Source organism: Pseudomonas sp. AC239 (assembly GCF_979258545.1).
On record NZ_OZ409864.1, the window covers coordinates 4741649 to 4765598 of the forward strand.

The 23950-nt window shown below is 61.5% G+C and carries 20 protein-coding genes; 5 read left to right on the forward strand and 15 right to left on the reverse strand.

The features are described 5' to 3' along the window. Nucleotides 1-128: 128 nt before the first annotated feature. From ACZ0AZ_RS21720 to ACZ0AZ_RS21735, 4 genes are read left to right on the forward strand one after another with little or no spacing between them, the layout of a single operon-like run. Nucleotides 129-1298: a glycosyltransferase family 1 protein gene (locus tag ACZ0AZ_RS21720; protein WP_463538105.1), complete on the forward strand. Its 1170-nt coding sequence runs from the start codon at nucleotides 129-131 to the stop codon at nucleotides 1296-1298. After that, nucleotides 1286-2458, forward strand: a complete 1173-nt coding sequence (glf, locus tag ACZ0AZ_RS21725; protein WP_463538106.1) for a UDP-galactopyranose mutase — start codon at nucleotides 1286-1288, stop codon at nucleotides 2456-2458. Before ACZ0AZ_RS21720 ends, glf begins: the two co-directional genes overlap by 13 nt. Continuing rightward, entirely contained in the window at nucleotides 2455-3648 is a 1194-nt protein-coding gene (locus ACZ0AZ_RS21730) for a glycoside hydrolase family 1 protein (RefSeq protein ID WP_129998619.1), read from the forward strand. Before glf ends, ACZ0AZ_RS21730 begins: the two co-directional genes overlap by 4 nt. Next, nucleotides 3645-5405: an ABC transporter ATP-binding protein gene (locus ACZ0AZ_RS21735; RefSeq protein ID WP_463538108.1), complete on the forward strand. Its 1761-nt coding sequence runs from the start codon at nucleotides 3645-3647 to the stop codon at nucleotides 5403-5405. Before ACZ0AZ_RS21730 ends, ACZ0AZ_RS21735 begins: the two co-directional genes overlap by 4 nt. An 8-nt stretch (nucleotides 5406-5413) precedes the next feature. Here the strand turns inward: ACZ0AZ_RS21735 and ACZ0AZ_RS21740 are convergent, their stop codons facing one another. The 14 genes from ACZ0AZ_RS21740 to rfaH all read right to left on the reverse strand — a co-directional run bounded on the left by ACZ0AZ_RS21740 (nucleotide 5414) and on the right by rfaH (nucleotide 22023). Beyond that, nucleotides 5414-6892, reverse strand: a complete 1479-nt coding sequence (locus tag ACZ0AZ_RS21740; protein ID WP_129998621.1) for a family 16 glycosylhydrolase — start codon at nucleotides 6890-6892, stop codon at nucleotides 5414-5416. Nucleotides 6893-6922: 30 nt separating this feature from the next. Continuing rightward, a complete protein-coding gene (galE, locus tag ACZ0AZ_RS21745; RefSeq protein WP_463538109.1) occupies nucleotides 6923-7978 on the reverse strand; it encodes a UDP-glucose 4-epimerase GalE in 1056 nt (351 codons plus the stop codon). 31 nt (nucleotides 7979-8009) lie between these two features. Continuing rightward, nucleotides 8010-9428 (reverse strand): oligosaccharide flippase family protein, encoded by a 1419-nt coding sequence (locus ACZ0AZ_RS21750; protein ID WP_310404895.1) that lies wholly within the window; start codon nucleotides 9426-9428, stop codon nucleotides 8010-8012. 17 nt (nucleotides 9429-9445) lie between these two features. Beyond that, nucleotides 9446-10375: a glycosyltransferase family 2 protein gene (locus ACZ0AZ_RS21755; protein ID WP_129998624.1), complete on the reverse strand. Its 930-nt coding sequence runs from the start codon at nucleotides 10373-10375 to the stop codon at nucleotides 9446-9448. Continuing rightward, nucleotides 10369-11676 carry an O-antigen ligase family protein gene (locus ACZ0AZ_RS21760; protein ID WP_463538110.1) on the reverse strand — a complete coding sequence of 436 codons (1308 nt, stop codon included), beginning with the start codon at nucleotides 11674-11676 and terminating at the stop codon, nucleotides 10369-10371. The genes ACZ0AZ_RS21755 and ACZ0AZ_RS21760 overlap by 7 nt, the downstream gene beginning before the upstream one ends. 1 nt (nucleotide 11677) lies before the next feature. Then, a complete protein-coding gene (locus tag ACZ0AZ_RS21765) occupies nucleotides 11678-12784 on the reverse strand; it encodes a glycosyltransferase (protein WP_463538111.1) in 1107 nt (368 codons plus the stop codon). Next, nucleotides 12781-13860, reverse strand: a complete 1080-nt coding sequence (locus tag ACZ0AZ_RS21770) for a glycosyltransferase (RefSeq protein WP_463538112.1) — start codon at nucleotides 13858-13860, stop codon at nucleotides 12781-12783. Before ACZ0AZ_RS21770 ends, ACZ0AZ_RS21765 begins: the two co-directional genes overlap by 4 nt. Before the next feature lie 11 nt (nucleotides 13861-13871). After that, nucleotides 13872-14579: a WecB/TagA/CpsF family glycosyltransferase gene (locus ACZ0AZ_RS21775; protein ID WP_217878068.1), complete on the reverse strand. Its 708-nt coding sequence runs from the start codon at nucleotides 14577-14579 to the stop codon at nucleotides 13872-13874. After that, a complete protein-coding gene (locus ACZ0AZ_RS21780) occupies nucleotides 14576-15934 on the reverse strand; it encodes a UDP-glucose dehydrogenase family protein (protein WP_463538113.1) in 1359 nt (452 codons plus the stop codon). Before ACZ0AZ_RS21780 ends, ACZ0AZ_RS21775 begins: the two co-directional genes overlap by 4 nt. Nucleotides 15935-15980: 46 nt before the next feature. Next, nucleotides 15981-17372, reverse strand: a complete 1392-nt coding sequence (locus ACZ0AZ_RS21785; protein WP_463538114.1) for an undecaprenyl-phosphate glucose phosphotransferase — start codon at nucleotides 17370-17372, stop codon at nucleotides 15981-15983. A 66-nt stretch (nucleotides 17373-17438) separates the two neighbouring features. Beyond that, on the reverse strand, nucleotides 17439-19748 hold the full coding sequence (locus ACZ0AZ_RS21790; RefSeq protein WP_463538115.1) for a GumC family protein: 2310 nt from the start codon (nucleotides 19746-19748) through the stop codon (nucleotides 17439-17441). Between the two features lie 2 nt (nucleotides 19749-19750). Next, nucleotides 19751-20284: a polysaccharide biosynthesis/export family protein gene (locus tag ACZ0AZ_RS21795; protein WP_129998630.1), complete on the reverse strand. Its 534-nt coding sequence runs from the start codon at nucleotides 20282-20284 to the stop codon at nucleotides 19751-19753. Between the two features lie 11 nt (nucleotides 20285-20295). Then, nucleotides 20296-21453 (reverse strand): outer membrane beta-barrel protein, encoded by a 1158-nt coding sequence (locus ACZ0AZ_RS21800; RefSeq protein ID WP_129998631.1) that lies wholly within the window; start codon nucleotides 21451-21453, stop codon nucleotides 20296-20298. A 51-nt stretch (nucleotides 21454-21504) separates the two neighbouring features. Next, nucleotides 21505-22023: a transcription/translation regulatory transformer protein RfaH gene (gene rfaH, locus ACZ0AZ_RS21805; RefSeq protein ID WP_039760334.1), complete on the reverse strand. Its 519-nt coding sequence runs from the start codon at nucleotides 22021-22023 to the stop codon at nucleotides 21505-21507. 684 nt (nucleotides 22024-22707) lie between these two features. On the opposite strand from rfaH, the gene ACZ0AZ_RS21810 reads away from it, so the two are divergent. Continuing rightward, a complete protein-coding gene (locus tag ACZ0AZ_RS21810; protein ID WP_463538116.1) occupies nucleotides 22708-23682 on the forward strand; it encodes an NAD-dependent epimerase/dehydratase family protein in 975 nt (324 codons plus the stop codon). A gap of 1 nt (nucleotide 23683) precedes the next feature. Here the strand turns inward: ACZ0AZ_RS21810 and ACZ0AZ_RS21815 are convergent, their stop codons facing one another. Beyond that, entirely contained in the window at nucleotides 23684-23893 is a 210-nt protein-coding gene (locus ACZ0AZ_RS21815; protein ID WP_039760340.1) for a hypothetical protein, read from the reverse strand. Between the last annotated feature and the right edge of the window lie 57 nt (nucleotides 23894-23950).

The following is a 23950-nucleotide window of genomic DNA, read 5'->3' on the forward strand; positions in this document are numbered from 1 at the left end:
CCGCGATTCCAACCTTCAAGAGCCTTACGGCCTCATCGAGAAATGCCCTGCACTTGCAGTGTCGACAAGTGTGACGGCCCGGAGGCTCGTCACTGAGTCTTCTTTTATTCCTTGATGAGGATCTGGCCATGAACCTTGCAGAACAAACCGAGGCGCTCGCACGGGCGAGCGCGCAAAGCGCAGTTGAGGCATCGCTGCAGGTGCGCCCAACGTTGGTGTGCCTGTCGCATCTGCGCTGGGGATTTGTCTATCAACGGCCGCAGCACGTCATGTCGCGATTGGCCAAACACTACGACGTGGTGTTTTTCGAAGAGCCGGTATTTGTCGAAGACGCTATGCCCGGACTCGAGCTTTCGAATCCGGCGGCGGGAATAGAAGTGGCGGTGCCGCAATTGCCGATCGGCATGAGTGGCGAGGCGATCGAGCAGGCGCAGAGACAATTGCTCGATGAACACCTCGCCGGGCGCGTTCAGGGCGATCTGCTCCTTTGGTATTTCACGCCGATGAGCCTGCTGTTTACCGAGCACCTCGACGCTCGGGTTACCGTCTATGACTGCATGGATGAACTGTCGGCGTTCATGGGCGCACCGGCGCGCTTGATCGACATGGAGCAGCAACTGCTCGCCCGAGCTGATGTGGTGTTTACCGGCGGCTTCAGTCTGTGGGAGGTCAAGCAGCGCCAGCACGGTAATGCCTATCCGGTACCGAGCAGCGTCGACATCGCGCATTTCGCGGCGGCGCGGCAGGTACTGCCGGAACCGCCCGATCAAGCATCCATAGCGCGGCCACGCCTGGGCTTTTTCGGCGTGATCGATGAACGCTTCGATATCGAATTGATTGACCGCGTGGCGGCGATGCGTCCCGACTGGCAGATCGTGCTGATCGGTCCGGTGGTGAAGATCGATCCGCAGACGCTGCCGCAACGGCCGAACATTCATTATCTAGGCGGCAAGCGATATGCCGAGCTGCCGGACTACCTCGCTGGCTGGGACGTGGCACTGATGCCGTTCGCCCTCAACGCCTCCACGCGTTACATCAGCCCGACCAAGACTCCCGAATACCTCGCTGGCGGTTGTCCAGTGGTGTCGACGCCGATTCACGATGTGATCAGCGGCTACGGCGAGAGCGGCGCGGTGTTCATCGCCGACACTGCCGAGGCCTTCGTCGAGGCGATCGAAACAGCTTTGCCACTCAAAGGCACCCTCGAATTTCTGCAGCGCGCCGATGCCGCGATCGCCGGCATGTCGTGGGACAACACCAGCCGCTTCATGCAGGAGCAGATCGAATGCCTACGATAAGCCTTGAGCGCGCAAAGTCCGGCCAATTCTACGATTACCTGATCATCGGTGCCGGGTTTGCCGGCAGTGTCATCGCCGAGCGTCTGGCCGAAGGATTGGGACGCCGAGTGTTGCTGATTGACCGGCGCCCGCATATCGCCGGCAATGCCTACGACCATTACGATGAGGCCGGGGTGCTGGTGCATCGTTATGGCCCGCATATTTTCCACACCAACGCGCAACGGATCGTCGACTACCTGTCACGCTTCACGGAATGGCGGCCCTACGAGCACCGCGTGCTGGCGCATGTGGACGGCAAGCTGGTGCCGATCCCGATCAATCTGACCACGCTGAATTCGCTGTACGGTCTGTCGATGTCCTCAGCGGAAGCCGAAGTGTTCCTCGCCGAACGCGCCGAACCGGTGGCGACCATTCGCACTTCCGAAGACGTCGTGGTCAATCAGATCGGTCGCGAGCTCTACGAGAAATTTTTCCGCGGCTACACGCGCAAGCAATGGGGGCTGGATCCGTCGGCCCTGGATAAATCGGTGACTTCGCGTATCCCGACGCGGACCAGCGAAGACGACCGCTATTTCGGTGACACTTTCCAGATCATGCCCACGGGCGGCTACACACAAATGTTCGAACGCATGCTCGATCACCCGAACATCGATCTGTTGCTCAGTACCGATTTCAAGGCGGTGCGCGACGAGGTGAAGTACGCGCATTTGATCTACTGCGGCCCGATCGACGAATACTTCGATTTCCAGTTGGGCCGATTGCCGTATCGGTCCTTGCGCTTCGAACACCAGACCCTCGAGCAGGAACACTATCAGCCAGTGGCGGTGGTGAATTATCCGCACCCGGATGTGCCGTATACGCGCATCACTGAATACAAACACCTGACCGGGCAAACGCACCCGTGCACCAGCATCACTTACGAATATCCGTGTGACGATGGCGACCCGTATTACCCGGTGCCGCGCGCAGAAAATGCCGAGCTGTACAAACGCTATCGAGCGCTCGCCGAGCAGACGCCGAACGTGACGTTTCTCGGCCGACTGGGTACCTACAAGTACTACAACATGGATCAGGTGGTGGGGCAGGCGCTGGCCTTGTATCGAGATATCCAGGCAGCGCAGGTGCTGACCACGGCTGCAACCGAGATCGATGCTTCATGACCGCGCAGCCGAAAGGCGACGAGCCCGGCGCGGATGCGTCTTCGATCTTCAGCAGCTTCGTCATGGCGGGTTTCGAATGTTCCAGCCAGCGCCGCCAGGACGGTCGGCGCCTGGATCTGCTGGCCGACACCGGGCATGCGCGCTGGGTCGACAAGGACTACCTGCGACTCAGCGGATTGAACATACGCTGCGCCCGCGACGGCTTGCGCTGGCACCTGATCGAGCGCAGCCCCGGGCGCTATGACTGGAGCAGTTTTCTGCCGATGCTCAAAGCGGCACAAGCGCAGCAAGTGCAGGTGGTCTGGGATCTGTGCCATTACGGCTACCCGGATGATCTGGACATCTGGCGCCCGGCATTTGTCGAGCGTTTCGCCCGCTTCGCCGCTGCTGCAGCGAAGCTGATGGCCGACGAGGGCGTGAGCGTTCCGTTCTACTCGCCGATCAACGAGATTTCCTTCTGGAGTTGGGCGGGAGGCGAGGTGGCGTATTTCAATCCGAACGCACGCGGGCGCGCGCAGGAACTCAAACATCAACTGGTGCGGGCGAGCATTGCTGCGATCGAAGCGATACGCGAACAGGCGCCTAATGCGCGGTTTGTCCAGTGCGATCCGTTGATCCATGTGATCGCCGGTTCCCGGCGCAGTGACGATATCGAAGCCGCTGAGGCCTATCGGCTGTCGCAATTTCAGGCGTGGGATCTGCTCACCGGCCGCGAATGGCCGGGTCTGGGTGGGCAGGAGCATTACCTGGATATCGTCGGCGCCAATTTCTATGCGCATAACCAGTGGTATTTCCACGGCCGGCGGATCCTTCGCGGCGAGCGCGACTTCCGTCCCTTGTCGGGCATGCTCAAGGAACTGCACCAGCGTTATCAGCGGCCAGTGCTGATCGCTGAAACCGGTGCCGAAGATGAAGAACGCCTGCCGTGGCTGGCATATATCGTCGAGCAGACACTGCTGGCGCTCGAACGCGGTGTGCCGGTGCAGGGGATTTGCTGGTACCCGTTTCTCGATTATCCGGGTTGGGATAACGGCCGATATTGCCCCACAGGTGTGTTTGGCTATCCCGATGGCGAGGGTGAGCGCGCGGCGTTTCACCCGCTGCACGTCGAGCTGGCGCAGGTGCCAGAACGGGTTGCCGACTGTTTGCCCAGGATCAATGGCAGGACCATTGAGGGGCGGGGGAGATGAACTTCCAGCGCATGCGTGATGAACCGTTGCCGGCGTCAGCCGCCGCGTTTCTATGGCGCTACATAAGAATTCGCCCGGCGCACTTCGTCGCCATGGTCGCACTGGTGATCGGCGCGGCTTGCTGTGCGGTAGTGGTGCAATACGGCATGAAACTGCTGGTCGATGCCATGGCCGCCGGGTCGGCGGCGGAACAGGTCTGGCACGCGTTCGGCCTGTTCATGGCGTTGATCGTGATGGAAAACCTGCTGTGGCGCCTCGGCGGTTGGGTCGGTTGCCACACCATCGTCGGCAGTTGTGCGGATCTGCGCGTCGACCTGTTCCATCATCTGACCGGCCACCCGATGCGTTATTTCCGGCGGCATTTCTCCGGCTCGCTGGCCAATCGCGTCTCGGCGATCGGCGCCGCTGCCGACAAAGTGTATGGCGGGCTGACCTGGCGTATCGTGCCGCCATGCGTGGATTTCATCGGTGCCGTGGCCTTGCTGTTGGCGGTGCACAGTGCGATGGCGCTGGCGTTGGTCGGTTGCGTGATAGTCGTCGCCGCGCTGATTACCATATTCGGCGTGCGCGGTCGCAGCCGGCACATCGCGTTCGCGTCGCAGTCGGCGCGGGTCGGTGGCGAGATTGTCGATCTGGTTTCCAACGTATGGACGATCAAGGCTTTTTCCGGGCGGGAACGCGAGCGCTTGCGCCTGGAGCGCGAGATCGGCATCGAGGCCGATTCGCACCGCAGCAGCTGGATGTACATGGAAAAAGCCCGGGTACTGCACGACATCTGCCTGACCGTTATGGCCGGCGGCATGCTCGGCTGGGCGATTCTGCTCTGGCGAGCGGGACAGGTGACGGCGGGGGATGTGGTGATGGTCAGCGCGTTGACCTTCCGCATCCTGCACGGTTCGCGCGAACTGGCGCTGGCACTGGTGGAAACCAGCCAGCAGATGGGCGTCATCAGCGAAACCCTGGGCATCGTCGCCCAGCCCCACGAGCTCAGCGACGCCCTGGAGGAACTGGCGCCGACGCGCGGGCACATCAAAATGCTCGACGTCAGTTACGCCTACCCGGACGGGCGCAAGGTCTTCGAGCATTTCTTTCTCGATATTCCGGCCGGGCAAAGCGTCGGCATTGCCGGCACCTCGGGCTCGGGAAAATCGACCTTGCTCGGTTTGCTGCAACGCCTGGATGACGTGCGCAGCGGGGTGATCCTGATCGACGACCGCGACATCCGCTCGGTCAGCCAGGACAGCCTGCGCCGGCAGATCGCCGTGGTGCCGCAGGAACCGGCGCTGTTCAATCGCAGCATTCTGGAAAACATCGGCTATGGCCAACCGCACGCTACCGAGCAGCAGATCATCGATGCGGCGCGCCAGGCGTTTTGCGATGAATTCATCCAGGCGTTGCCGCAGGGTTATCACACCCTGGTGGGTGAACGGGGAGTGACGTTGTCGGGCGGGCAACGCCAGCGTCTGGGCTTGGCGCGAGCGTTTTTGAAAGACGCACCGATCCTGATTCTCGACGAGGCGACGTCGGCACTGGATTCCGATTCCGAAGCGATCATCCAGCGTGCGCTGAGTAATCTCATGCGCGGCCGCACGGTGCTTGCCGTGGCCCACCGGCTCTCGACCATCGCCAACTTCGATCGGGTGCTGGTGCTGGAGGACGGCGAGATTGTGCAGGACGGCACACCCGAAGACCTGCGCGAGAGCCAGGGACGGTTCCGCACGCTGTGGCAGATGCAGGCGATGGTGCACAACCGTTGAACGCGCTGCTATTGCGCTGAGCGCGTCCAGACCCTGACGTAGTCGATGCGAAACACCGACGGCAGGTCAGCATCGTCGACCACGCCGAACCAGTCCCACATCGCTTCGCTGTCGAAGACGATCTGCATCGGGAAATGCCAATAGTTGTTCTTCGCTTCCCGGACCAATACGCCGTCGACGTACCAGCGCAAGGTTTCGGGTTGCCAGTCAAAGCCGTAAACATGAAAAGTATTCGCCAGCCGCCACGGTGCGATCCAGGTACTGCCGGAACTCAGGTGTTGATCATTCTGCGGTCTGGCCCAGACATGCGCATTCATGTTGTAGCGACGATCAAACGCTTCGTTGCGGGTCTTGCCACCGATTTCAAAAATGTCGATTTCCGTGGCATTGTCCGGCAGCCCGGTCCAGGCCAGCCAGAAGGCACTGGAGCCGGCGGAATTCATCGGTTTCGCCCGCGCTTCGTAATAGCCGTAAAGCCCCCGTTCGTTGGTGCGGACCATCGCCGAGCTGTAATCCTTGTAGCCTAGCGCTACGTATTTTTCCGGGAGGGTCTGCTTGCGGAAGGTGATGTTCAGGTTGCCGCTGCCGACCTTGGCGTTCTCCGGCAGAAACAGCGCCGGTTTGCGCCCGAGGGAATCGGTGCCGGTGGCGTTGTTGACGTGCCAGCGTTCGGCATCGAGAGCGCTGCCGTTGAACTCATCGGACAGGCGCGTATCGAGCTTCCAGCCGCCGGCATTGGCCTGATCCGATAACGGCAGATCGGGCGTAACGGGTGTCGGAGTCGGGCCTAGCGGGCCGACGCGGGTCCAGGCATCAGCCTGTTGAGGAACGCTGACCGCCCATTTCTGCGCCAGATAATCGAACACATTGCGACGTTCGTCCTGGTTGCTGAATGGGCGGTCATACACCAGCACTTCGGCGATGTCGCCACGCAGGATTTCCGAGGTGCCCACCACGTTGCGCGCCACCGCGAACGGGCCGATCGGCACGTCACTGGTTTCCAGCAATGCCAGTGCCGGCTCGTACGCGCTGGTCTGCTGCACGCTGATGCCGAAATTCGGCGCGACGTTATCGTTATCCGCCAGTTGCGGCCGCGAGCTGAACAGGCGCTGCCAGGCCTTGCCGCCGGCCTGCTCGGGCAAGCGCCTCGAGACGACGAAGACTGTCACCGGCCCCTTGCTGGTGCGAATCGCCTGACCCATGAACGCCGCCGTGCCGCTGAAACGCACCACACCGTGGCCGTTGAGGGCGTTATCGACGTGCGTCGGTAAAGTCGTCGCCGCGCGGTTGTCGACGGTGACGTCGTTGCCCTTGCCGGATTTATCCAGCCAGCGCACGACCTGATTTTGCCCCTCCAGAGTCATCGAGGCGCGATCATTGCCGTCGAGCCACAGCACCAGTCCTTCAGTGACCGGTCCTGGAATGTTGGCGTTGGCGCCAGCGCTCAGCAGCAGCAAAACCAACAGCAAGCAGCGTGATCTGTTCATGAGTCGTCCCTAACTTGGATTGCGCCGTTACTACGTGCCTACCGCCAGCAACGGCGTCGGTTGCGGGCGATAGCCCCAGGGGTTGTGGGTCTGCCAGCGCCAGCTGTCGACGAGCATTTGCGTCAGCTCGCGCTTTGCTCGCCAGCCCAGCTCGCGCCCGGCCTTGCTCGCATCCGCCCGGCACTCGGCGACATCACCGGCGCGGCGCGGGGCGAAGCGGTAGGGAATGCGCAGGCCGGTGACGTCCTCGAAGGCGCTGATGATCTGCAACACGCTATAGCCGCTGCCGGTGCCGAGATTCCACACGTGCAGGCCATGTTCATCGCCCTGCAAAACATGCAGCGCCTTGAGATGACCTTCAGCCAGATCCAGCACATGGATGTAATCGCGAACGCAGGTGCCATCGACGGTCGGATAGTCGTTGCCATAGACGGTCAACGCAGCGCGCTGGCCGCTGGCGACTTCGCTCAGGCACGGCAGCAGGTTGTTCGGCCGACCGTTGGGCGCTTCGCCGATCAGCCCGCTCTCGTGTGCGCCGATCGGATTGAAGTAGCGCAGCACAGCGATGTTCCAGCGCGAATCGGCGAGGGCGAGGTCGCTGAGCAGTTCTTCGATGACCAGCTTCGAGCGCCCGTACGGATTGGCCGGTTTGCCGGTGCCGTGCGATTCCACGATCGGCATCACGCTCGGCTCGCCATAGACGGTGGCCGAGGAACTGAACACCAGATTGAACACGTGGGCGCGGGCCATCGCCTGACACAGGCTCAGGGTGCCAACGACATTGTTGGCGTAGTAATCCAGCGGCCGGCGCACGCTCTGCGCAACGGCTTTGAGGCCGGCGAAATGCAGCACTGCATCAATCGCGTAGGTGCTGAAAATCTCGTCCAGCAGCGCCGCGTCGCGGATATCGCCCTCGATGAAATCGATGTTCGAGTGACTCAACAGCTCCAGCCGTGCGACTGCTTCGCGGCTGCTGTTGCACAGATTGTCGAGGATCAGAACCGAGTGTCCAGACTCGATCAATTGCAGTGCCGTGTGCGAACCGATGTAGCCGGCACCGCCCGTGATCAACGTGGTTTTGCGCATGACGACGTGCTCCATTGCGAGGAAATCCGGCTCAGCGGGCGGTGAACACCAACTTGAATTCTTGCGGCCAGCGCGGGTGCAGCAGGCTGTAGGCCAGGGCGTAGGTCAGCGCGCCGATGGCGATGTCACCGGCCAGGTGGGCGTAGCCGGACAGGCCGGCCTGCCGCGACGTCCACGTCACCACGGCGACCATCACCAGCGAGGCGAACAGGCTGCGGTAGCTGGACTGAAAGAAGCAGCGCCATTGATAGCCGATGGCAGCGTGCAGGCCGCGCACCTGCAGCGGCGTGATCAGCAGCATGCGCAGCAGCAATGCCAGCGCCGCCGCCATGCCGCCGTAGCTCGCGCCGAGCTGATAGACCAGCGCCAGCGCGAGCAGGGTGGTGGCGACTTCCGCCTTGAGGGTCAAGTGCGTGCGATTGACCGCCACCAGCGCGGTGGTCGCGTACAGCGCCAGATTGCCCAGCGCTGCCGTGCAGGCCAGCACTTGCAGCAAGGGAATCGCTTCGGCCCATTTCGCACCGAAGATCAGCAGGATGATGTCTTCGGCGGTCAGGGCGATGCCGAAGAACAGCGGTGTCAGCACGAAGCCGCTGATCGCCGTGGAATCGCCAATCACCCCGATCAGCCGCGCCGGTTCGGCACTACGCCGAGCGAACACCGGCAGGGCGTAGCTCATCAAGCCGTTGTAGATCGCCGAGCGGGGCAAGTCGATGATGCGCATGGCGAGGTTGAACATGCCCACCGCATGCGCCCCGGCAGTCAGGCCGAGAATCAGATTGACGCCACGTTGCAGGGTTTGCGAACTCATCACGTTGACGCAGACCGGGAGGCCGGCGCGCAGCAGTTCGCCCAGCACCTGACGGTCGATAAGAAAGGGAATGCGCCGACGCTCGCTGCGCATCAGTACCAGTGTGGAGATGCCGTCCATGATCAACGCCTGAGCGACCACCGCCCACGGGCCGAAACCCAGCAACGCCACGGCCACGCCGCCAACCCCGCCAGCGACTTTGCCGAGCAGCGTGCGCGAGGCCAGCAGCTTGAAATTGCCGGACCGGCGCATCTGCGCCACGTACACTCGCGCCATCAGGGTGAAGAGGATTTTCACCGACGCCACGGCAGTCATCCAGCGCAGCGCGGTGGACGGCGTATACAGCACCACCGCCAGTGAAATCAACGCAATCGACAGCAGACTGACCAGCACGGCAGACCAGAACACGCTGCTGATGTGTTTGTCCTCGACACGTTGCAGGCGCACCAGCGGGTCTTCGAGCATCGACGAGAACAGAATGCCGATCACTTCGACCACGGCGATGATCAGCGTGCCGATGCCCAGCTCCGTTGGCGTCAGCAAATGCGCGTAGACGACAAAGGTGATCATCGACAGGAAAATCAGGCCGAACTTCTCGGTGAAAATCCATACGAGGGTCATCAGGCGACGGTTGGCCATGGCGCGATCCCTGAAATTCAGCGGCTATTGCCCAGGCTTTTCAAGCAGGCGTAGAGGTAGCGCAGGGTCGGTTTGCCCTGAAAGAAAAACAGCGTCTGCCACGAATGCCCGAGCATCTGCCGGAACACCTCGATAACCCGTCGATGATCGCCGCGCCGGGAAAACGCATTGAGAAATTCGGCGTGGTTGGCGAGGACGAAGTAGATCCGCTGCTGTTTGTTCAGCCGGGTGCCGTAACGCGCCAGGTACAGCTGGATGAAGCGCAGTTTGTGCGGGTAATACTTGTGCGGTTGCGCAGTGATGTTGGCGGCGTTGACGGCGCGCCAGTGCAGGATCTGCGGCACGCTGTGGATCTCGCTGATTTCGGCGATGCGCGTCCACAGCAGGCGATCCTCGGCAAAGCGCAGGCTCTGATCGAAGCCGCCAATGGCGACGATGATCTCGCGCACGGCGAGCACGCCGGAGGTGCCGTTGATGATGTTCTCGCGCATGAAATCGGCAAAGTGCTCGCCGTGTTTGCAGCGGTCCTCCAACTGGCGTTTGCCGTCACTGAATTCACTCATCTGAAAGCAATCGATCAAACCGACCTTGCGTCCCTGCTGCGTCAAATCGGCATGCAGCGCCAATTGCCTTTGCAGTTTCTCCGGATGCCAGCGGTCATCGGCATCGAGGAAGGCGATAAAGGTTTCTTCGGCACTGAACACGCCGCGATTGCGCGCACTCGCCGGGCCTTGATTGGGCTGCGGCAACAGCACGATGGGGAAGGGCGCGGCGTAGTGCTTGACGATCTCTGGTCCGGCATCGCTGGAGCCGTCATCGACGACAATGACTTTGTCCGGCAGGCGAGTCTGTGCAGACACCGAATCCAGTGTGCGCTGAATGCTGGCGGCGGCGTTGTACAGCGGAATCACCACACACACGGTGACGGCCGAGGGATCATTCAGCATGGGCGTTGCTCCCGGAAAGTGGTGCGCATAGGCCGAGGTTTAACGACTGGAAGCGGCTGGGTACGGGTGACGAGGTGATGGCGGAAGGTCAGGCTGAGCACGCAGAAAATCAGAAACTCGCCCGAGCGATAGTTGGGGATCACGTAGGCGACGTAATTGGTCACCACAAACAGGCCGATGACCACCAGCGCACAGGCCTGATAACGCGCCGACTGATCGGCGGTGATTGCCCGGTAGCGCTTGCTCAGGGTCTGGGCAGACATCAGCAGTAGCGCGATCAACTGAATCAAGCCGCCATTGAGCAGGGTTTCGACGTAGCCGCTGTGCGCATTGCCGATGTAGCCCCAGCGCGTAATGAACGCATCGGCATCGGCACTGGCCCAGAACGCGCCGAAGCCGTAGCCCTTGAGAAATTGCGCATCGATCAGCGGCTGCAACAGCTCCCAGATCAGCGTGCGGTCGGTCAGCGACGGGTCACGGCCCACCAGTTCCAGCAGCATGGCGTAGTTGGCGTAGAGCACGCCACACAGGAGGAAGAACACCAGCGTCGCCGCCATGAACGCCAACAGTGAGCGGTTGATGCGCAAGCGGATCAGGGTGATGAAGTACGCGTAACTGGCGGTTCCGGCGACGATCAAGGCAATCGCCGTGGCCGACTGCGCCAGGCCGATGGCGATCAGCGCGAACAGGCCGTAGAGCATGGCCATTGGGTTGCGCTGGCGGATCATCGGCAGCAGCAACAGGATCGCAATGGCGTTAAGGCGTGCGCCGGCATTCTTTTCTGCAAACACCCCGCGAAACGCACCATCGCGAATGCCCCCGGAAATGAAGGCGATGTCCGGGCGAATCAGGGCGAAGATCAACCCGACCAACGCCGCCGCGCCGATCACACAGCCGAACAGAAAAGCGATGCGTTCCAGGCTGTAGCGCCAGGCAATGAAACCGGCGAAGAACACCACGCTGAGCAGCGCGACGAAACGCTTAAAGCTGAGCATCGGCTCGCTCGACCAACTGATCGAGGCCGCCACGCAGCCGAGAAACAGCAGCAGAAACAGGTTCTGCCGGTAGAAGCTCTTGCTGAGGAACACCTTGTGCCGGATGAAGAAAAACAGCGGCACCAGCAAGGTCAGCAAGCCACAGACCTGATTGGCCAGATTGCCTTCCAGGTCCTGCTGGGCATCGTCCAGCGTACTGACGTTGCCCAAGCGCAAAAAGAAGCCGATCACCTGGGTATAAAACAGCACGCCGAACAGGGTGAAGGCGTCGGCCAGCGTCGAATAACGCACTTGCAGACGGTTCATCTCAGCGCCTCCCGAGTAACGCCTTGAGGTAGGTCTGCACCGCGCGAGCATTGACAAAGCGCGAGGCCGCCTCGATGCGCCGCTGGCGATGCACGGCTCGCGGCGTGGCCAATTGTTGGCTGATCGCGGCGGCGAGCGCGGCGGGGTCGTCGACCTCGACCAAGGGCGCGACGGCGCCATCGGCGAGAATTTCCTGCGGGCCATACGGGCAGCGTGTCGCCACTACCGGCGTGCCGGTCGACAGGGCTTCGACCAGGGCGTTGGGGCTGCCTTCGAAACGCGACGACAAGACAAAACAATCGGCCCGAGCGATTTCGGCGATGGGGTCGCTGGCGTACCCAGGCAGATCGCAACGCCCTGCAACGCCGAGCGCTGTCGCTTGGGCAAGCAGTTCGCCGCGCAAGGCGCCTTCGCCGAAGATGATCAGCCGCGCATCGCCTTGTGGCAGGCGGGCGAAGGCGTCGATCAGAGTGTCGAAGCCCTTTTGCTGCGCCAGGCGACCCACGGCGACGATCACCGGGGTGGTTTTGTCCTTCAGCCAGGGATGGCTGGGCGCGGCGGCTGGTTTGTCGCGAAAATCGTTGTCGAGCACTGGGTTGTCGGCGGTGGTCACGTCGCGCGGTCGGGCGATGGTGGTGTCGACCAGATCCTCGGCGACACCTCGCGACACGCAGATCACCGGGTTTGGAATCAGCCGGTACAGCCACGGCGCCAGCCAGTAGGCGAGCTTCACCGACAGGGCCGGGTTGACGTGCTTGTCTCGCGAAAAGGCATTGCGCTCGCTGACATGCAGGCGCGCCAGGGTACCGGACAGTGCGGCGGCGGCAATCGCCACGACGTTGACGTGAGTGAGCACCGCCAGTTGCGCGTCGTAGCGGTTGCTGCGCAAAAAGCGCATCAAAGCGGGCACGGCAGCGGCGCTGCGCGGGCTGTCGAGCAGCACTTGCCTGACCCGTGGGTCGAGCGCCGGTTGATTGATGCCGGCACCGGTGAGCATCAGCAGCGTCACTTCGTTGCCGGCCTCAACCAAGGCACCGGCGAGGCGCACCATCATTTTCTCCGCGCCACCGGCGCCGAGGTCCTGGAGGATGATCAGCAGCTTTTTCATCGGTTCCACACCTGGTAATAGGCCTGGGCGGCGTATTGGCTGGTATAGGGCAGGATCGCTTCGCTGACTGAACGGCGCGCCGGGGAGGCAGGTTCGCGGTTGGCCAGACTGTCGAGCATCGCCTCGGCCAGTGCCGGAACATCATTCACGCTGACCAAACGGCCGAGGCGTCCATCATCGAGCAACTCGCGCGGTCCGCTGCCGCAATCAGTGGAAATCACTGCCGTGCCCAACGCCAGCGCCTCGACCAGTACCGTCGGCAAGCCTTCGTGCAATGAGCTGAGCACCAACAGCTGCGCATGGCGGATCAACGGATAGGGATTGCGCAGATGCCCGGTGAAATGCACCAGACGTTCGATGCCCAGCCGTTGCGCCTGCGCCTCTAGCTCTTCGCGCAACGGGCCGTCGCCGGCAATTACCAGATACGGCAGCGGGCGTTGTTGCGCCGCCAGCGCATAGGCTGCGAGCAGCAGATCAAAGCCCTTGGTTTGCACCAGTCGGCCGATGCCCAGCCAGTAATGATGGGGCACGCCACCGGGCAGCGGCGCTTGTGCCGCGTGCATCAGTTGTTCGCTGATCACTGCGTTCGGGCAATAACGGATGCGCGGTCGCCCCCACGGCATCAACCCGGCAAGTGACTGGCGCAAACCGTGGGACACCGCGACCACCTTGCCGCTGCCGCACAGGTACAAGGCGTACAACAGACGCAGGCTGGCGCGCCCGGTGTTCTGCTCGGCGCAATCCAGTGCGGCATGGCGGGTGTAAATGACTTTGCAGGGACTGCCCAGCGTGGCAAACCAGGTGCACAGATTGGCCTGCTCCTTGGCGCCGATCAGATGCGTCACGCCCTCACGGCGAATCAGCCGGCGCAGCAGCACGATCGACTTCAGCCAGCCCGCCAGCCCGCTGCCACCACCGGCCAGGCTCGGCGCGCCGTCGACGTTGGGCGAGTCGCCGTTCATGACGAAAAAACTCACCCGTCGACCGTCCGCCAGAAACTGCTCGGCGAGGCGTTGCTGCACGCACTCGACGCCGCCGCCAGTCTGGTAATCCTTGAGCGTGAACAGAATATGCATCGGCACAATCCTCATGGGGCAGTGACATTGATTGCCACTTGCTGGCGCAGAATCAGTTCGGTCAGGCGCAGGGCATTGCTCGGGTAGTCGAGCAGGTAACGCTTGATCGTGTGCGGCTCGCGGTACATCCGGTAAAAGGCGCGCAGGTGCAGGCGATTGATCGCATCGGGGTAGTAACGCTCGCTGGCATTGGCCTCCTGACGAATGAAACCGCCGCAGGTGAACGCCACGCCGCTGAAGCCACCGCGCAGCGCATCGAGGACAAAGCGCTCCTGCAGACCGGCGCCGAGGCCGACCAGCAGCAGGTTGGTGCGCTGTCGGCGGATGTCAGCTTGAATTGCCGCACCTTGTTCGGCGTCGAAGTAACCGTTGCGCGCGCCGACCAGTTGCAGGCGCGGGTACTGCGTGCCGAGCTTGTCAACGAAACGATCAAGCTCCGCTTGCCGCGCGCCCACCACATAGACGCGTTTGCCGCGCTGCTCGGACTCGCGCAACACCGGGTCGGCAATCGAGGTGAAATCGAAACTGACCCGCTGCACCGCGCGCCCGGTGATGCGCGACATGAACCCGGACATCAGCATGCCGTCACAGAAATACGCCAGCGACGGCGGCGGCTGGCGAATGAAACTGCCGATCGAGGCGAAGTTGAGAAAGGAGAACGCCCGGTTGGAGTCCAGCAGGGCCGGCGAATAACGGTCCAGCAGCTCGAGGCGGATCATGACGCGAGATCCTGTGCTTCGGCGGCGCAGGTCGGTCGGCCGACACTGATGTAGGTGAAGCCGCGTGCGCTGAGGCGTTGCGGATCGAACAGGTTGCGGCCGTCGAAGATCAGCGGATTTTTCAACTGACGGGCGAGCAGTTCGAAGTCCGGCGCGCGAAACGATTGCCACTCAGTGACAATCACCAACGCGTCGGCATTTTTCAGCGCCGCCTCTTTGGTGCCCGCCAGCGTGAGGTCATCGCGCGGGCCGTAAAGCTGCTGCGCCTGCTCCATGGCTTTCGGGTCGAACGCCTGCACATTGGCGCCGGCACGCCACAACGCTTCCATCAGTACGCGGCTGGGGGCTTCACGCATGTCGTCGGTGTTGGGCTTGAAACTGAGTCCCCACAGCGCGAAGGTTTTGCCTTCCAGCTCTCCGTTGAAGTGCTCGGCGATCTTGTGGAACAACGTGCTTTTCTGCTCGTTGTTGCGCGACTCCACCGCGCGGAGCAGGCGCGCATCGATGTCGACGCCGTGGGCGGCATGGATCAACGCCCGCACATCCTTGGGGAAACACGAGCCGCCATAACCGATGCCGGGGTAGATGAACTGGTAGCCGATGCGCGGATCCGAGCCGATGCCGTGGCGGACCATTTCGATGTCGGCGCCGAGTTTTTCGGCGAGCCCGGCCATCTCGTTCATGAAACTGATCTTCGTCGCCAGCATGCAATTGGCCGCGTACTTGGTCAGCTCGGCGCTGCGCACGTCCATGACGATGATCTTTTCGCGGTTGCGATTGAACGGTTCGTACAGCTCGCGCATCAGCGCTTCGGCGCGCGGGCTGTCGGTGCCGATGATGATCCGGTCGGGGCGCATGCAGTCGTCGACCGCGCAGCCTTCCTTGAGAAATTCCGGGTTGGAGACCACGTCGAAGCGCAGCGCAGCGCGGCCGCTTTCGCCGAGGATTGCATTGATGCATTCGCGCACCCGATCCGCCGTGCCCACCGGCACCGTGGATTTGTCGACGATGATCTGCTCGCCGCGCAGATGTTCGCCGATGGTCCGGGCGACGCTGAGGACGTGTTTGAGATCCGCCGAGCCGTCCTCGTCCGGCGGCGTACCGACGGCAATCAGCAACACGTCGCCGTGTTTCACCGCCGCGGCCAGATCACTGCCGAATTGCAGGCGACCGCTGTGATGATTGTCCCGCACCAGGCTTTTGAGGCCCGGCTCGTAGATGGGCAGGCTGCCGTCATTCAAGGCCTGCACCTTGGCCGTGTCGACATCCACACACAGCACGTTGTGGCCGACCTCGGCCAGCGCGGCGCCCTGGACCAGTCCGACATAACCGATACCGAATACACTCACATTCATGGGAAAACCTCATGCGTGGCGGGGTGGGCCAGAGCGCTGGCCGCTGTCAGTAGATGTTTTTCGAAAACAGGGTGAAGGGCGTCTTCAGCAGGATCTTGATGTCCAGCCACAGCGACCATTGATTGATGTAATTGAGGTCCTGGGCGACCCGGTGCTGCATCTTTTCCACGGTCTCGGTTTCGCCGCGATGCCCGGTGATCTGCGCCAGCCCGGTGATGCCAGGCTTGAGCCGATGCCGCGCCATGTAGGCGCGCACCTTGCCGGTGTAATAGATGTTGTGCGTGACCGCGTGCGGACGCGGGCCGACCAGCGCCATGTGGCCGAACAGCACGTTGAACAGTTGCGGCAGCTCATCGATGGAGCTGCGCCGCAGAAAGCGCCCCAGTGGTGTGACGCGGTCGTCGTCGCGGGTGGCCTGGCGCACTTGCTGATCGTCGTGCACGCGCATCGAGCGGAATTTCCACACGCGGATCACTTCGCCGTCGCAGCCATGGCGGTTCTGCTTGAACAGCACCGGCCCCGGCGACGTCAGCTTGACCGCGATGGCGACGCCGAGCAGCAGCGGGCTGAGCAGAATCAGCGCTACCGCGGCGACGCTGCGTTCGAACAGGTCCTTGCAGAACAGGCTGCCGGGGTGCGAGGTGAGCAGGCTTTCGTTGAGATAGATCGCCGGCATCCGCTCGATCTCGGAGATCGAATGATTGAGCAGGACCATGCTGCCCAGATCCGGAATCCACACCACGTCGACGTTCATGTCGAGCAGGTTGATGTACAACGCTTCGATGGTTGCCGCCTCGGCCATCGGCAGCACGATGTACACGCGCCGCGCCTGCAGGCGGGTGATGATTTCGCGGATGTCCTCGACCTCACCGAGCAGCGGCAGGATGCTCGGCGCCGGGCCGCTGTCGGCTTTCGCCGCGACAAAACCGAGCAGCAGCGCGCGATCCGGATCGAGCAGTTTGCGCGCCAGTTCATGGGCGGTCGGGCAGGTGCCGATGATTACCGCGCGACGCTCGTTGCTGATCATCTTGGTGTAGAGACGCACGAACAGGTGCAGCGGCAGAAACGTCACCGCCTGGGCGAGAAAACCGACCACGGCCCAGACAATCACCACTTGCCGCGAGAACAACGCGCTGGTCTGGGTGACGAAGGCGATGCTCATCAGCAGCCCGAGCAGAATCAGCCAGCCGGCCAGCAAACGTCCGAGCCCGACCAGCAGACCATGGCGCTTGTGGTAGACCTGCACCAGGCCGTAAACCGGCATCGAACCGAGCACCGTGAGGATGATCAGCAGCCGATATTCACTGGGCAACTCGCCGATGCGCCAGTGCACCAGCACGATCAGCAACAGGTTGACCAAAGTCATTGCGCACAACCATTGCACCCAGAAGGTGAGGCCGCGACGGTGTGCCATTTGCGCGGAATATTGCGAGGTCATCGGCACGATCTCCGATTCGTCGAACAGGGAAGGATTTGCTGTTGCCGGGCGGCACGGCCCGGAGGATCAGCGCGGGGCGAAGTCGTAGTCGTAGAAGGAACGGGAATGACCAGGGCCGTACTTGCGCGCCTTGCGCAGATCGACCTGATTGAGCACCACGCCGAATACCGGCGCCTGGCTCTGCTGCAACACGGCGATGCTTTTGCGCACCTGGCCGACCGGCGTGCTCTGCGCCTTGACCACGTAGATCACCGCATCGGAATGCTGGGCCAGCAACAGCGCGTCACTGACAATTTCTGCCGGCGGTGAATCGATGATGATGTGCCGGTAGCGCGACTTGAGAATCTGCAACAGCCGGCCGAGGCGCGGCGAGCTGAGCAAGTCCTGCGCGGGCGCAACGGCGTTGCTCGAACTGCTTGAGGCTTGCAGCCGTGGTGCGTCGAACGGATCCAGCGCCGATGGCGTCAGGCAGCCGGCCGGGAGCATGTCGAGATTGCCGACGCTGCGGATGCAGTCTTCCAGCCGCGCAGTACCGGCCATGAGGTTGGCGAGGCCGGGGCTCTGCGGCGGGAAATCGAAGTTCAGCGACAGCGTCGGCTGACGCATGTCGGCATCGATCAGCAGCACCCGTTCCAGCGGCGCCAGCGACGAGGCGAGATTGTTGGCGATGGTGCTTTTGCCTTCACCTGACACCGAAGACGTGACCAGCACCACTTGCGCCGGGCGTTCGTTGTTTTGCAGCATCAGCCAGGTACGCAGGTTGCGGATGGTTTCGCAGAAGCGCGGGTGGTCGTTGTCCTCGAACAGCCGCGCCAACTGCCGCCGGCTCTTTTTCATCACCAGCGGCACGACGCTGAGCAGCGGCACATTGAGCAGGCTCTCGACGGTGTCGTCGGTCTTGAAGGTGTTGCTCAGGGTATCGAAGAGGAATGCAAGGGCGACGCCGACGACCGCTGCGACTAGCGCGACAATGGCGAGGATCAGATTCTTGCGCGGTTTGCTCGCTTCCAGCGGCGCGATCGCCGGGTCGACAATGCGCGCCTTGGCTGAGTCCATGTCCGAGGTGGCAGCGGTTTCCTTGAGGCGGGTGACGAAGGTTTCGTACAGCGCCCGGGTGCTGTCGACTTCACGCTGGAATTCGCGCAACTGGAATTCCTTGCGTGAGATGTCCTGAATCTGCGCCTTGTTGCTGTTAAAGGATTTGCGCAGCGCGTCTTCGCTGGCCACCGCCAGTTGATACTGGCGCTCGATTCCGGCGACCACTTGCTGCACTTGCAGGCGCAGGCTGTTGGCCGCCGTACGTTGTTCGGATCGGGCGGATATCAGCGCCGGGTGTTTCGGCCCGTAGCGGCCCGATAACTCCTCGACTTTGGCCTGGGCCTTGGCCAGATCAGCCTGGAATTGCTGAATCAGCGGATTGCTCAGCACTGCCGGCACGCTGGACAAACGACTGATGTCGCCGTTGCTCAAGGCTTGCGCCTGACGGAACTGGCTCTCCGCTTCGGCGCGATCGCGGCGCGCGTCGATCATGCGGTTGCCGGTCATTTGCAGCTCGTTGGCACTGATGGTGGCGACGCCGTCGACGTCAACCAGACCCTGTTCTTCGCGGTAGGCCTGCAACTTGTTTTCGGCTATGCGAAGGTTGTCGCGCAGTTCGACCAGGCGGGTGTTCATCCAACTGGTGTTGTTTTGCGAAGACTTCAGGCTGGTGTCCTGCTGGCTGTCGATAAAGCCCTGGGCGAGGGCGTTGGCCACCGCCGCAGCGAGGGTCGGGTCGGGCAGTTCGACGTCGATTTCCAGCAACTGACTTTTGCCGACAAACTTGACGCTGGTGTGCAGCATCAGGTTTTGCGTGACGTCGTTGAACACTTGTTCTTCGGTCGCTGGCGGCTTCGGCGGCGGCAGCAGGTCCAGCCATGGCAGCCACTGGTCACGATTGAGGTCGGCCAGCCATTGGCGCGGGGTGAACCAGCTCTGCGCCTGCTGACGTGGATCGGTGATCGGGTTGGTAGTCAGGCCAAGTTTGCGCACGGCGCGCTCGGCCAGCTCCCGCGATTGCAGCAGTGCTTGCTGGGTCTGCAAGTAATCAGTGGTAGTGGCGCCGCCGGATTCGGCGGCTTGCTGAAAACTCAACACCGGCGGCGTCTTGTCCTTGATCAGCAGCGTCGCACTGCCGACGTACTGTGGCGTGATAAACGACAGCGCCACCACGGCCAGCGCGCAACTGAGCAGCACCAGCCAGGCGATGTTCCACTTCGCCGACCAGATCACTCGCCACAGGTGCAGCAGATCAAGGGTGTCCGACTCCTCGGCGGCTTGCGTTGGCAAGTGGCCCTGGAGCGGACGTTCGAGGTAGGTGCTTGGGCTGTTGTCCATGATCAGAAAAAGCCTTGTGCAATGGAAATGGTGTCGCCGGGGGCGATGACGGTGGTGCGCGAGATGTTTTCAGTGACCGGTGGGCCACCGCTGCCGCGCAAAATCGTCACGCGTTTCATCGAGGCGCGTTCGGTCAGGCCGCCGCCCAGCGCAATGGCTTTTTCCAGGGTCAGCCCGGGCTGAAAGGGGTAGCTGCCGGGCTTCTGCACCTCGCCGTTGATATAGAACGGGCGGTATTCGATCTGGCTAAGGCTGACTTTCGGATCGACCAGATAGCCTTGCTTGAGGCCGTCGACGATCTTTTGTTCGACCTGACTGGGCGTCAGGCCCTTGGCGACGATTTCGCCGAGAAACGGGTAGGAGAACGTGCCGGCATCATTCAGGCGAATCTTCTTGAAGCTCAGTTCCGGCTCGCCGAACACGATGATGCGCAAGACATCGCCAGCGGCCAGGCGGTAATTGGTGTCGGTGTCCGCCGCCTCGACCGTGGGCACTGTCCAGAGCAGCAACAACAGCAGAATCAGGCGCGTGTGCATGGCCAACCCTCCTACAGACTGACGTCAAACGTGATCTGGAAAACATTGCGGGTGAAGCTCTCGTTGTCGGCATCAGAGTCGTTGTCGCGGTGGCGGTAGGCGACTTCGACGTCCAGCCAGCGACGCATTTCGTAATTCACGCCGAGTTTGTAATCCTGCAGATCGTCGCTGCGGTCCTGGCCTTCGTAGACGTAATGGCCCATGCCAGCTTCGGCGACGGTGGTAATGCGTTCGGTCCAGCCGTGACGCCAACCGATCTGGGTGAAGGTGGCTTTCACCGCGTCGGAGCCGTCGTCGCCCTCGGCCATGGCCTGGCGCGCGAGAAAGGTGAAGGTCGAGTAGGTGCGCGGTTTCCACGCCAGATCCACTTGCCAGGTCGGGTTGCTCAGGTCGTCGGAACCGCTCTGATCGAAGTTCTTGCGCTCGTAGCCGACGCGCAGCTTGCCGGTGGTTTTCGCCGTCATGTCCCATTCGGCACCGGCCAGCACTGCGTCGGAGCGGCTGCTGCGCGGGCTGTTCGATTGCAGGTAATCGAAGCGGGTGTGGTCATATTCGAGCAGGCTGCGGGTCTTGCTGCCGAGGCGGTGATACCAGGTGCTGGTCAGGTTGCTGGTGTCGCGTTCCTTGTCATCATTGATGCCGTCGGCGTTGTCATAGCGCAGCCTTGCGTAACTGGCGCCGAGGTCGATCTGGTTCAGCGCACTGCGCGCGCCAAAGGTGTAGACGCCGCCGACGCGTTGGCTCTCGATCTTGTCGTTGATGCCGTCGACGGCGGTCGAGGTGGTGCGCTCGTATTTGCGCGCCTCGGCTTCCAGTTTCAGTCGATGCCGATCAGTGAACTCCATGATGCTGTCGGCACGCAGGCGCTGGGCGGTGTTCGAAGCATCCGAAGCGCTGTGATAGATGTAGCGGGTTGGTTCCCAGATCACTCGCGTGGCGCTGTTGCGATCCTCGGCCTTTAGCTCGAAGGCGGGCGCCAGGCGGGTGACCATGGTCGATTCGACATCGTGTTCGACTTCACGAAAGTTGTCGTCGTAGCTTTCCGACAAAGCAAAGGTGGGGGTGAAATCGAAGCCGTAGACATTGATCGCTTGCGGCTCGACGCTCCAGGCTTCGGGTGCGCAGCAGGCGACGGCTAAAATCAGGGAACAGCGAGGCCTCAGAGCCATTGATCACGCTCCTGATGAAGGGGGTCGGGGTCAGGGCGAAGCGGATCCGGACTATTGTCGCTGGCGTTCGAGGTAACTCAGCGGGACGCTGACGTGCTGTTGGCGGTTGAGGAAATTGAGCAGGATCATCACGCGCTCATCGCCCTGCATGGACAGGAACACGCCTTCAAGCGGCGACAGTGGGCCCTGGACGATTTGCAAAGGTTCGCCGGGCTTGAGCGTCGGCTCGGCAGGAAAACCGAGCGACTCCTGGCTGCGTTCGCGCAGTTGTGCAATCACGTCTTCGTCGACGCGGGCGGGCACATGGTTGAATTCGACGATGCGGCTGACACCGCGGGTCGAGCGAATCGGTGCCCAGTTGTCGTCGCGGCTCAGTTGAATGAACACGTAGCCGGGAAACAGCGATTCCAGTGTTCGTTGGCGTTTGCCACGAATACTGCGCTCGCTCATCAGCTGCGGCCGAAAGGTCGAATAGTTCTGTTGCTGCAGATTGAGTTGTGCCCGTTCATCCTGGCGGGGCTTGCACTGCAATAAATACCAGTTAGAACCGTTGCGGCAAACCGTTAGCATGCTGGAGTACTCCATACATAGCGATCGTTTAAGCAGGGCGGCCGATAGCGTGGGACGAGCCGTCATGCTTGCTAGTAGGTAGTAGGCTGATCAAGGCAAGGTGCCGAGCCAGATGCATCAATGTTTATTGGCAGAAGAAGTGTTTCAAAAATGAATCAATCGGGTTCGGTTATTGTTATATCCGTGGCCGTCTTGGCTATAACGAGTCCGTGCTTTTGTTTGAGCAAAGCTACCGCACGGTTCGCAGTTGCGACCTTCAGGATCCAATTACATAAGTAGCCAGAAAGCAGAAAAGTGCGCGTCGGCGCGAGCTCATCGGGCAGTGCTAAGTTATCGGCCAGTCTGCGCTAGCTGTCAATTGATAACAGTCAAAAACATTACCTTTCATCCGCTGATGATGGCCATGTTTTGTAGGTCATTGATTCACAAGGGCAAATTCTGTTCGTCGGATTTTTTAAACTTTTATAAGTTATTGAAGTCGTGCCAGCTAGATGAAGCGGGTGATAGCAAATTAGTTTCAACTGTACATCTTTCGGTTCGTAAGAAGTTGGTTTGTTAAACACCTTGCGTCGGATGCTGCTGGCCCTGGCAACTAAGCTCGTCTATGAATAGTTTCCGTCTTTTACGGGCAAATGTTCGACGGTGTGTATCCCCCTGAAGTAAAACCGGTGAGCCGAGGTGATCATGAGTGTTCTGGTAACGGGCGCAGCAGGCTTTATCGGTTACCACACGGTCATGCGTTTATGTTGCGAAGGTTTTCAGGTTGTTGGTGTCGACAATCTCAACACTTACTACGACGTCGAACTTAAACAGGCGCGTGTACAGAGATTGCAAACGCTGGCCAACTTCACTTTCCATCGGCTGGACATTGTCAACCAGGCTGCGTTGACCGCGTTGTTCGCGCACGGCCACTTCAAACAGGTCATTCACTTGGCCGCGCAGGCTGGAGTGCGATACTCGCTGGACAATCCTGATGTTTATGCGCAATCGAATCTGGTCGGGTTTCTCAACGTTTTGGAAGCGTGCCGTCGTTACCATCCAGAGCACTTGATCTACGCCTCGAGCAGTTCGGTGTACGGCGCCAATACCAAGATGCCGTTTGCTGAAGATGACCCGGTCGACCAGCCGGTTTCGTTATACGCCGCGAGCAAACGCGCCAACGAACTGCTCGCGCACAGTTACTGCCATCTCTACGGTTTGCAAGCCACCGGCCTGCGCTTCTTTACCGTGTACGGCCCGTGGGGTCGACCGGACATGGCGTTGTTCAAATTCACCGAAGCCATGCTGCACGGGCGCGCCATCGACCTCTACAACCAGGGCGAGATGGCGCGTGATTTCACCTATGTCGACGACATCGTCGAAGCGATTTTGCGCTTGCTCGACAAACCGCCCGCACTCAGCGCCGAGCGCGGCACCAATCGCCTGCTCAATATCGGTCGCGGCAGTCCAGTAGCGCTGATGAGCTTTGTCGAATGCCTGGAGCAGGCACTGGGTATGAAGGCGCAGCGCCGGTATCTGCCGATGCAGGAGGGCGACGTGCTGAAGACCTGGGCCGACGTGTCGGCGCTGGCACGCTGCATCGACTTCAGCCCGCAGGCGCCGATCGAGCAGGGCGTGCAAGCGTTCGTGCAGTGGTATCGCGAGTTTTATCAGGTCTGATTCAGTGCAAGGTGACGGCCCTGCGACTTTCACCAATGCGGATCCGGTCGAGGGCGCGGTTCAACGCATCCAGCGCATCGAGCAACGCCTTGGCCTCGGCTTCACGCCCGTCGCCCCACAGGCGTTCGGCCATTTTGTTCAAGGCCAGAATGGCGCGTTCGATGTCGGCTGCACTGGCGGTGTTGTTACTGGCTGGTGGTTTCTTCGGCATTCGGGATTTCTCGGCGGACGGCAAACCACCATACCGCCAAGGCACCGAGCAATATAG

Bases quoted from the DNA above. Each gene is read 5' to 3' on its own strand.
- ACZ0AZ_RS21720 (WP_463538105.1), top strand. From the start codon at position 129: ATGAACCTTGCAGAACAAACCGAGGCGCTCGCACGGGCGAGCGCGCAA.
- glf (WP_463538106.1), top strand. From the start codon at position 1,286: ATGCCTACGATAAGCCTTGAGCGCGCAAAGTCCGGCCAATTCTACGAT.
- ACZ0AZ_RS21730 (WP_129998619.1), top strand. From the start codon at position 2,455: ATGACCGCGCAGCCGAAAGGCGACGAGCCCGGCGCGGATGCGTCTTCG.
- ACZ0AZ_RS21735 (WP_463538108.1), top strand. From the start codon at position 3,645: ATGAACTTCCAGCGCATGCGTGATGAACCGTTGCCGGCGTCAGCCGCC.
- ACZ0AZ_RS21740 (WP_129998621.1), bottom strand. From the start codon at position 6,892: ATGAACAGATCACGCTGCTTGCTGTTGGTTTTGCTGCTGCTGAGCGCT.
- galE (WP_463538109.1), bottom strand. From the start codon at position 7,978: ATGCGCAAAACCACGTTGATCACGGGCGGTGCCGGCTACATCGGTTCG.
- ACZ0AZ_RS21750 (WP_310404895.1), bottom strand. From the start codon at position 9,428: ATGGCCAACCGTCGCCTGATGACCCTCGTATGGATTTTCACCGAGAAG.
- ACZ0AZ_RS21755 (WP_129998624.1), bottom strand. From the start codon at position 10,375: ATGCTGAATGATCCCTCGGCCGTCACCGTGTGTGTGGTGATTCCGCTG.
- ACZ0AZ_RS21760 (WP_463538110.1), bottom strand. From the start codon at position 11,676: ATGAACCGTCTGCAAGTGCGTTATTCGACGCTGGCCGACGCCTTCACC.
- ACZ0AZ_RS21765 (WP_463538111.1), bottom strand. From the start codon at position 12,784: ATGAAAAAGCTGCTGATCATCCTCCAGGACCTCGGCGCCGGTGGCGCG.
- ACZ0AZ_RS21770 (WP_463538112.1), bottom strand. From the start codon at position 13,860: ATGCATATTCTGTTCACGCTCAAGGATTACCAGACTGGCGGCGGCGTC.
- ACZ0AZ_RS21775 (WP_217878068.1), bottom strand. From the start codon at position 14,579: ATGATCCGCCTCGAGCTGCTGGACCGTTATTCGCCGGCCCTGCTGGAC.
- ACZ0AZ_RS21780 (WP_463538113.1), bottom strand. From the start codon at position 15,934: ATGAATGTGAGTGTATTCGGTATCGGTTATGTCGGACTGGTCCAGGGC.
- ACZ0AZ_RS21785 (WP_463538114.1), bottom strand. From the start codon at position 17,372: ATGACCTCGCAATATTCCGCGCAAATGGCACACCGTCGCGGCCTCACC.
- ACZ0AZ_RS21790 (WP_463538115.1), bottom strand. From the start codon at position 19,748: ATGGACAACAGCCCAAGCACCTACCTCGAACGTCCGCTCCAGGGCCAC.
- ACZ0AZ_RS21795 (WP_129998630.1), bottom strand. From the start codon at position 20,284: ATGCACACGCGCCTGATTCTGCTGTTGTTGCTGCTCTGGACAGTGCCC.
- ACZ0AZ_RS21800 (WP_129998631.1), bottom strand. From the start codon at position 21,453: ATGGCTCTGAGGCCTCGCTGTTCCCTGATTTTAGCCGTCGCCTGCTGC.
- rfaH (WP_039760334.1), bottom strand. From the start codon at position 22,023: ATGCTAACGGTTTGCCGCAACGGTTCTAACTGGTATTTATTGCAGTGC.
- ACZ0AZ_RS21810 (WP_463538116.1), top strand. From the start codon at position 22,708: ATGAGTGTTCTGGTAACGGGCGCAGCAGGCTTTATCGGTTACCACACG.
- ACZ0AZ_RS21815 (WP_039760340.1), bottom strand. From the start codon at position 23,893: ATGCCGAAGAAACCACCAGCCAGTAACAACACCGCCAGTGCAGCCGAC.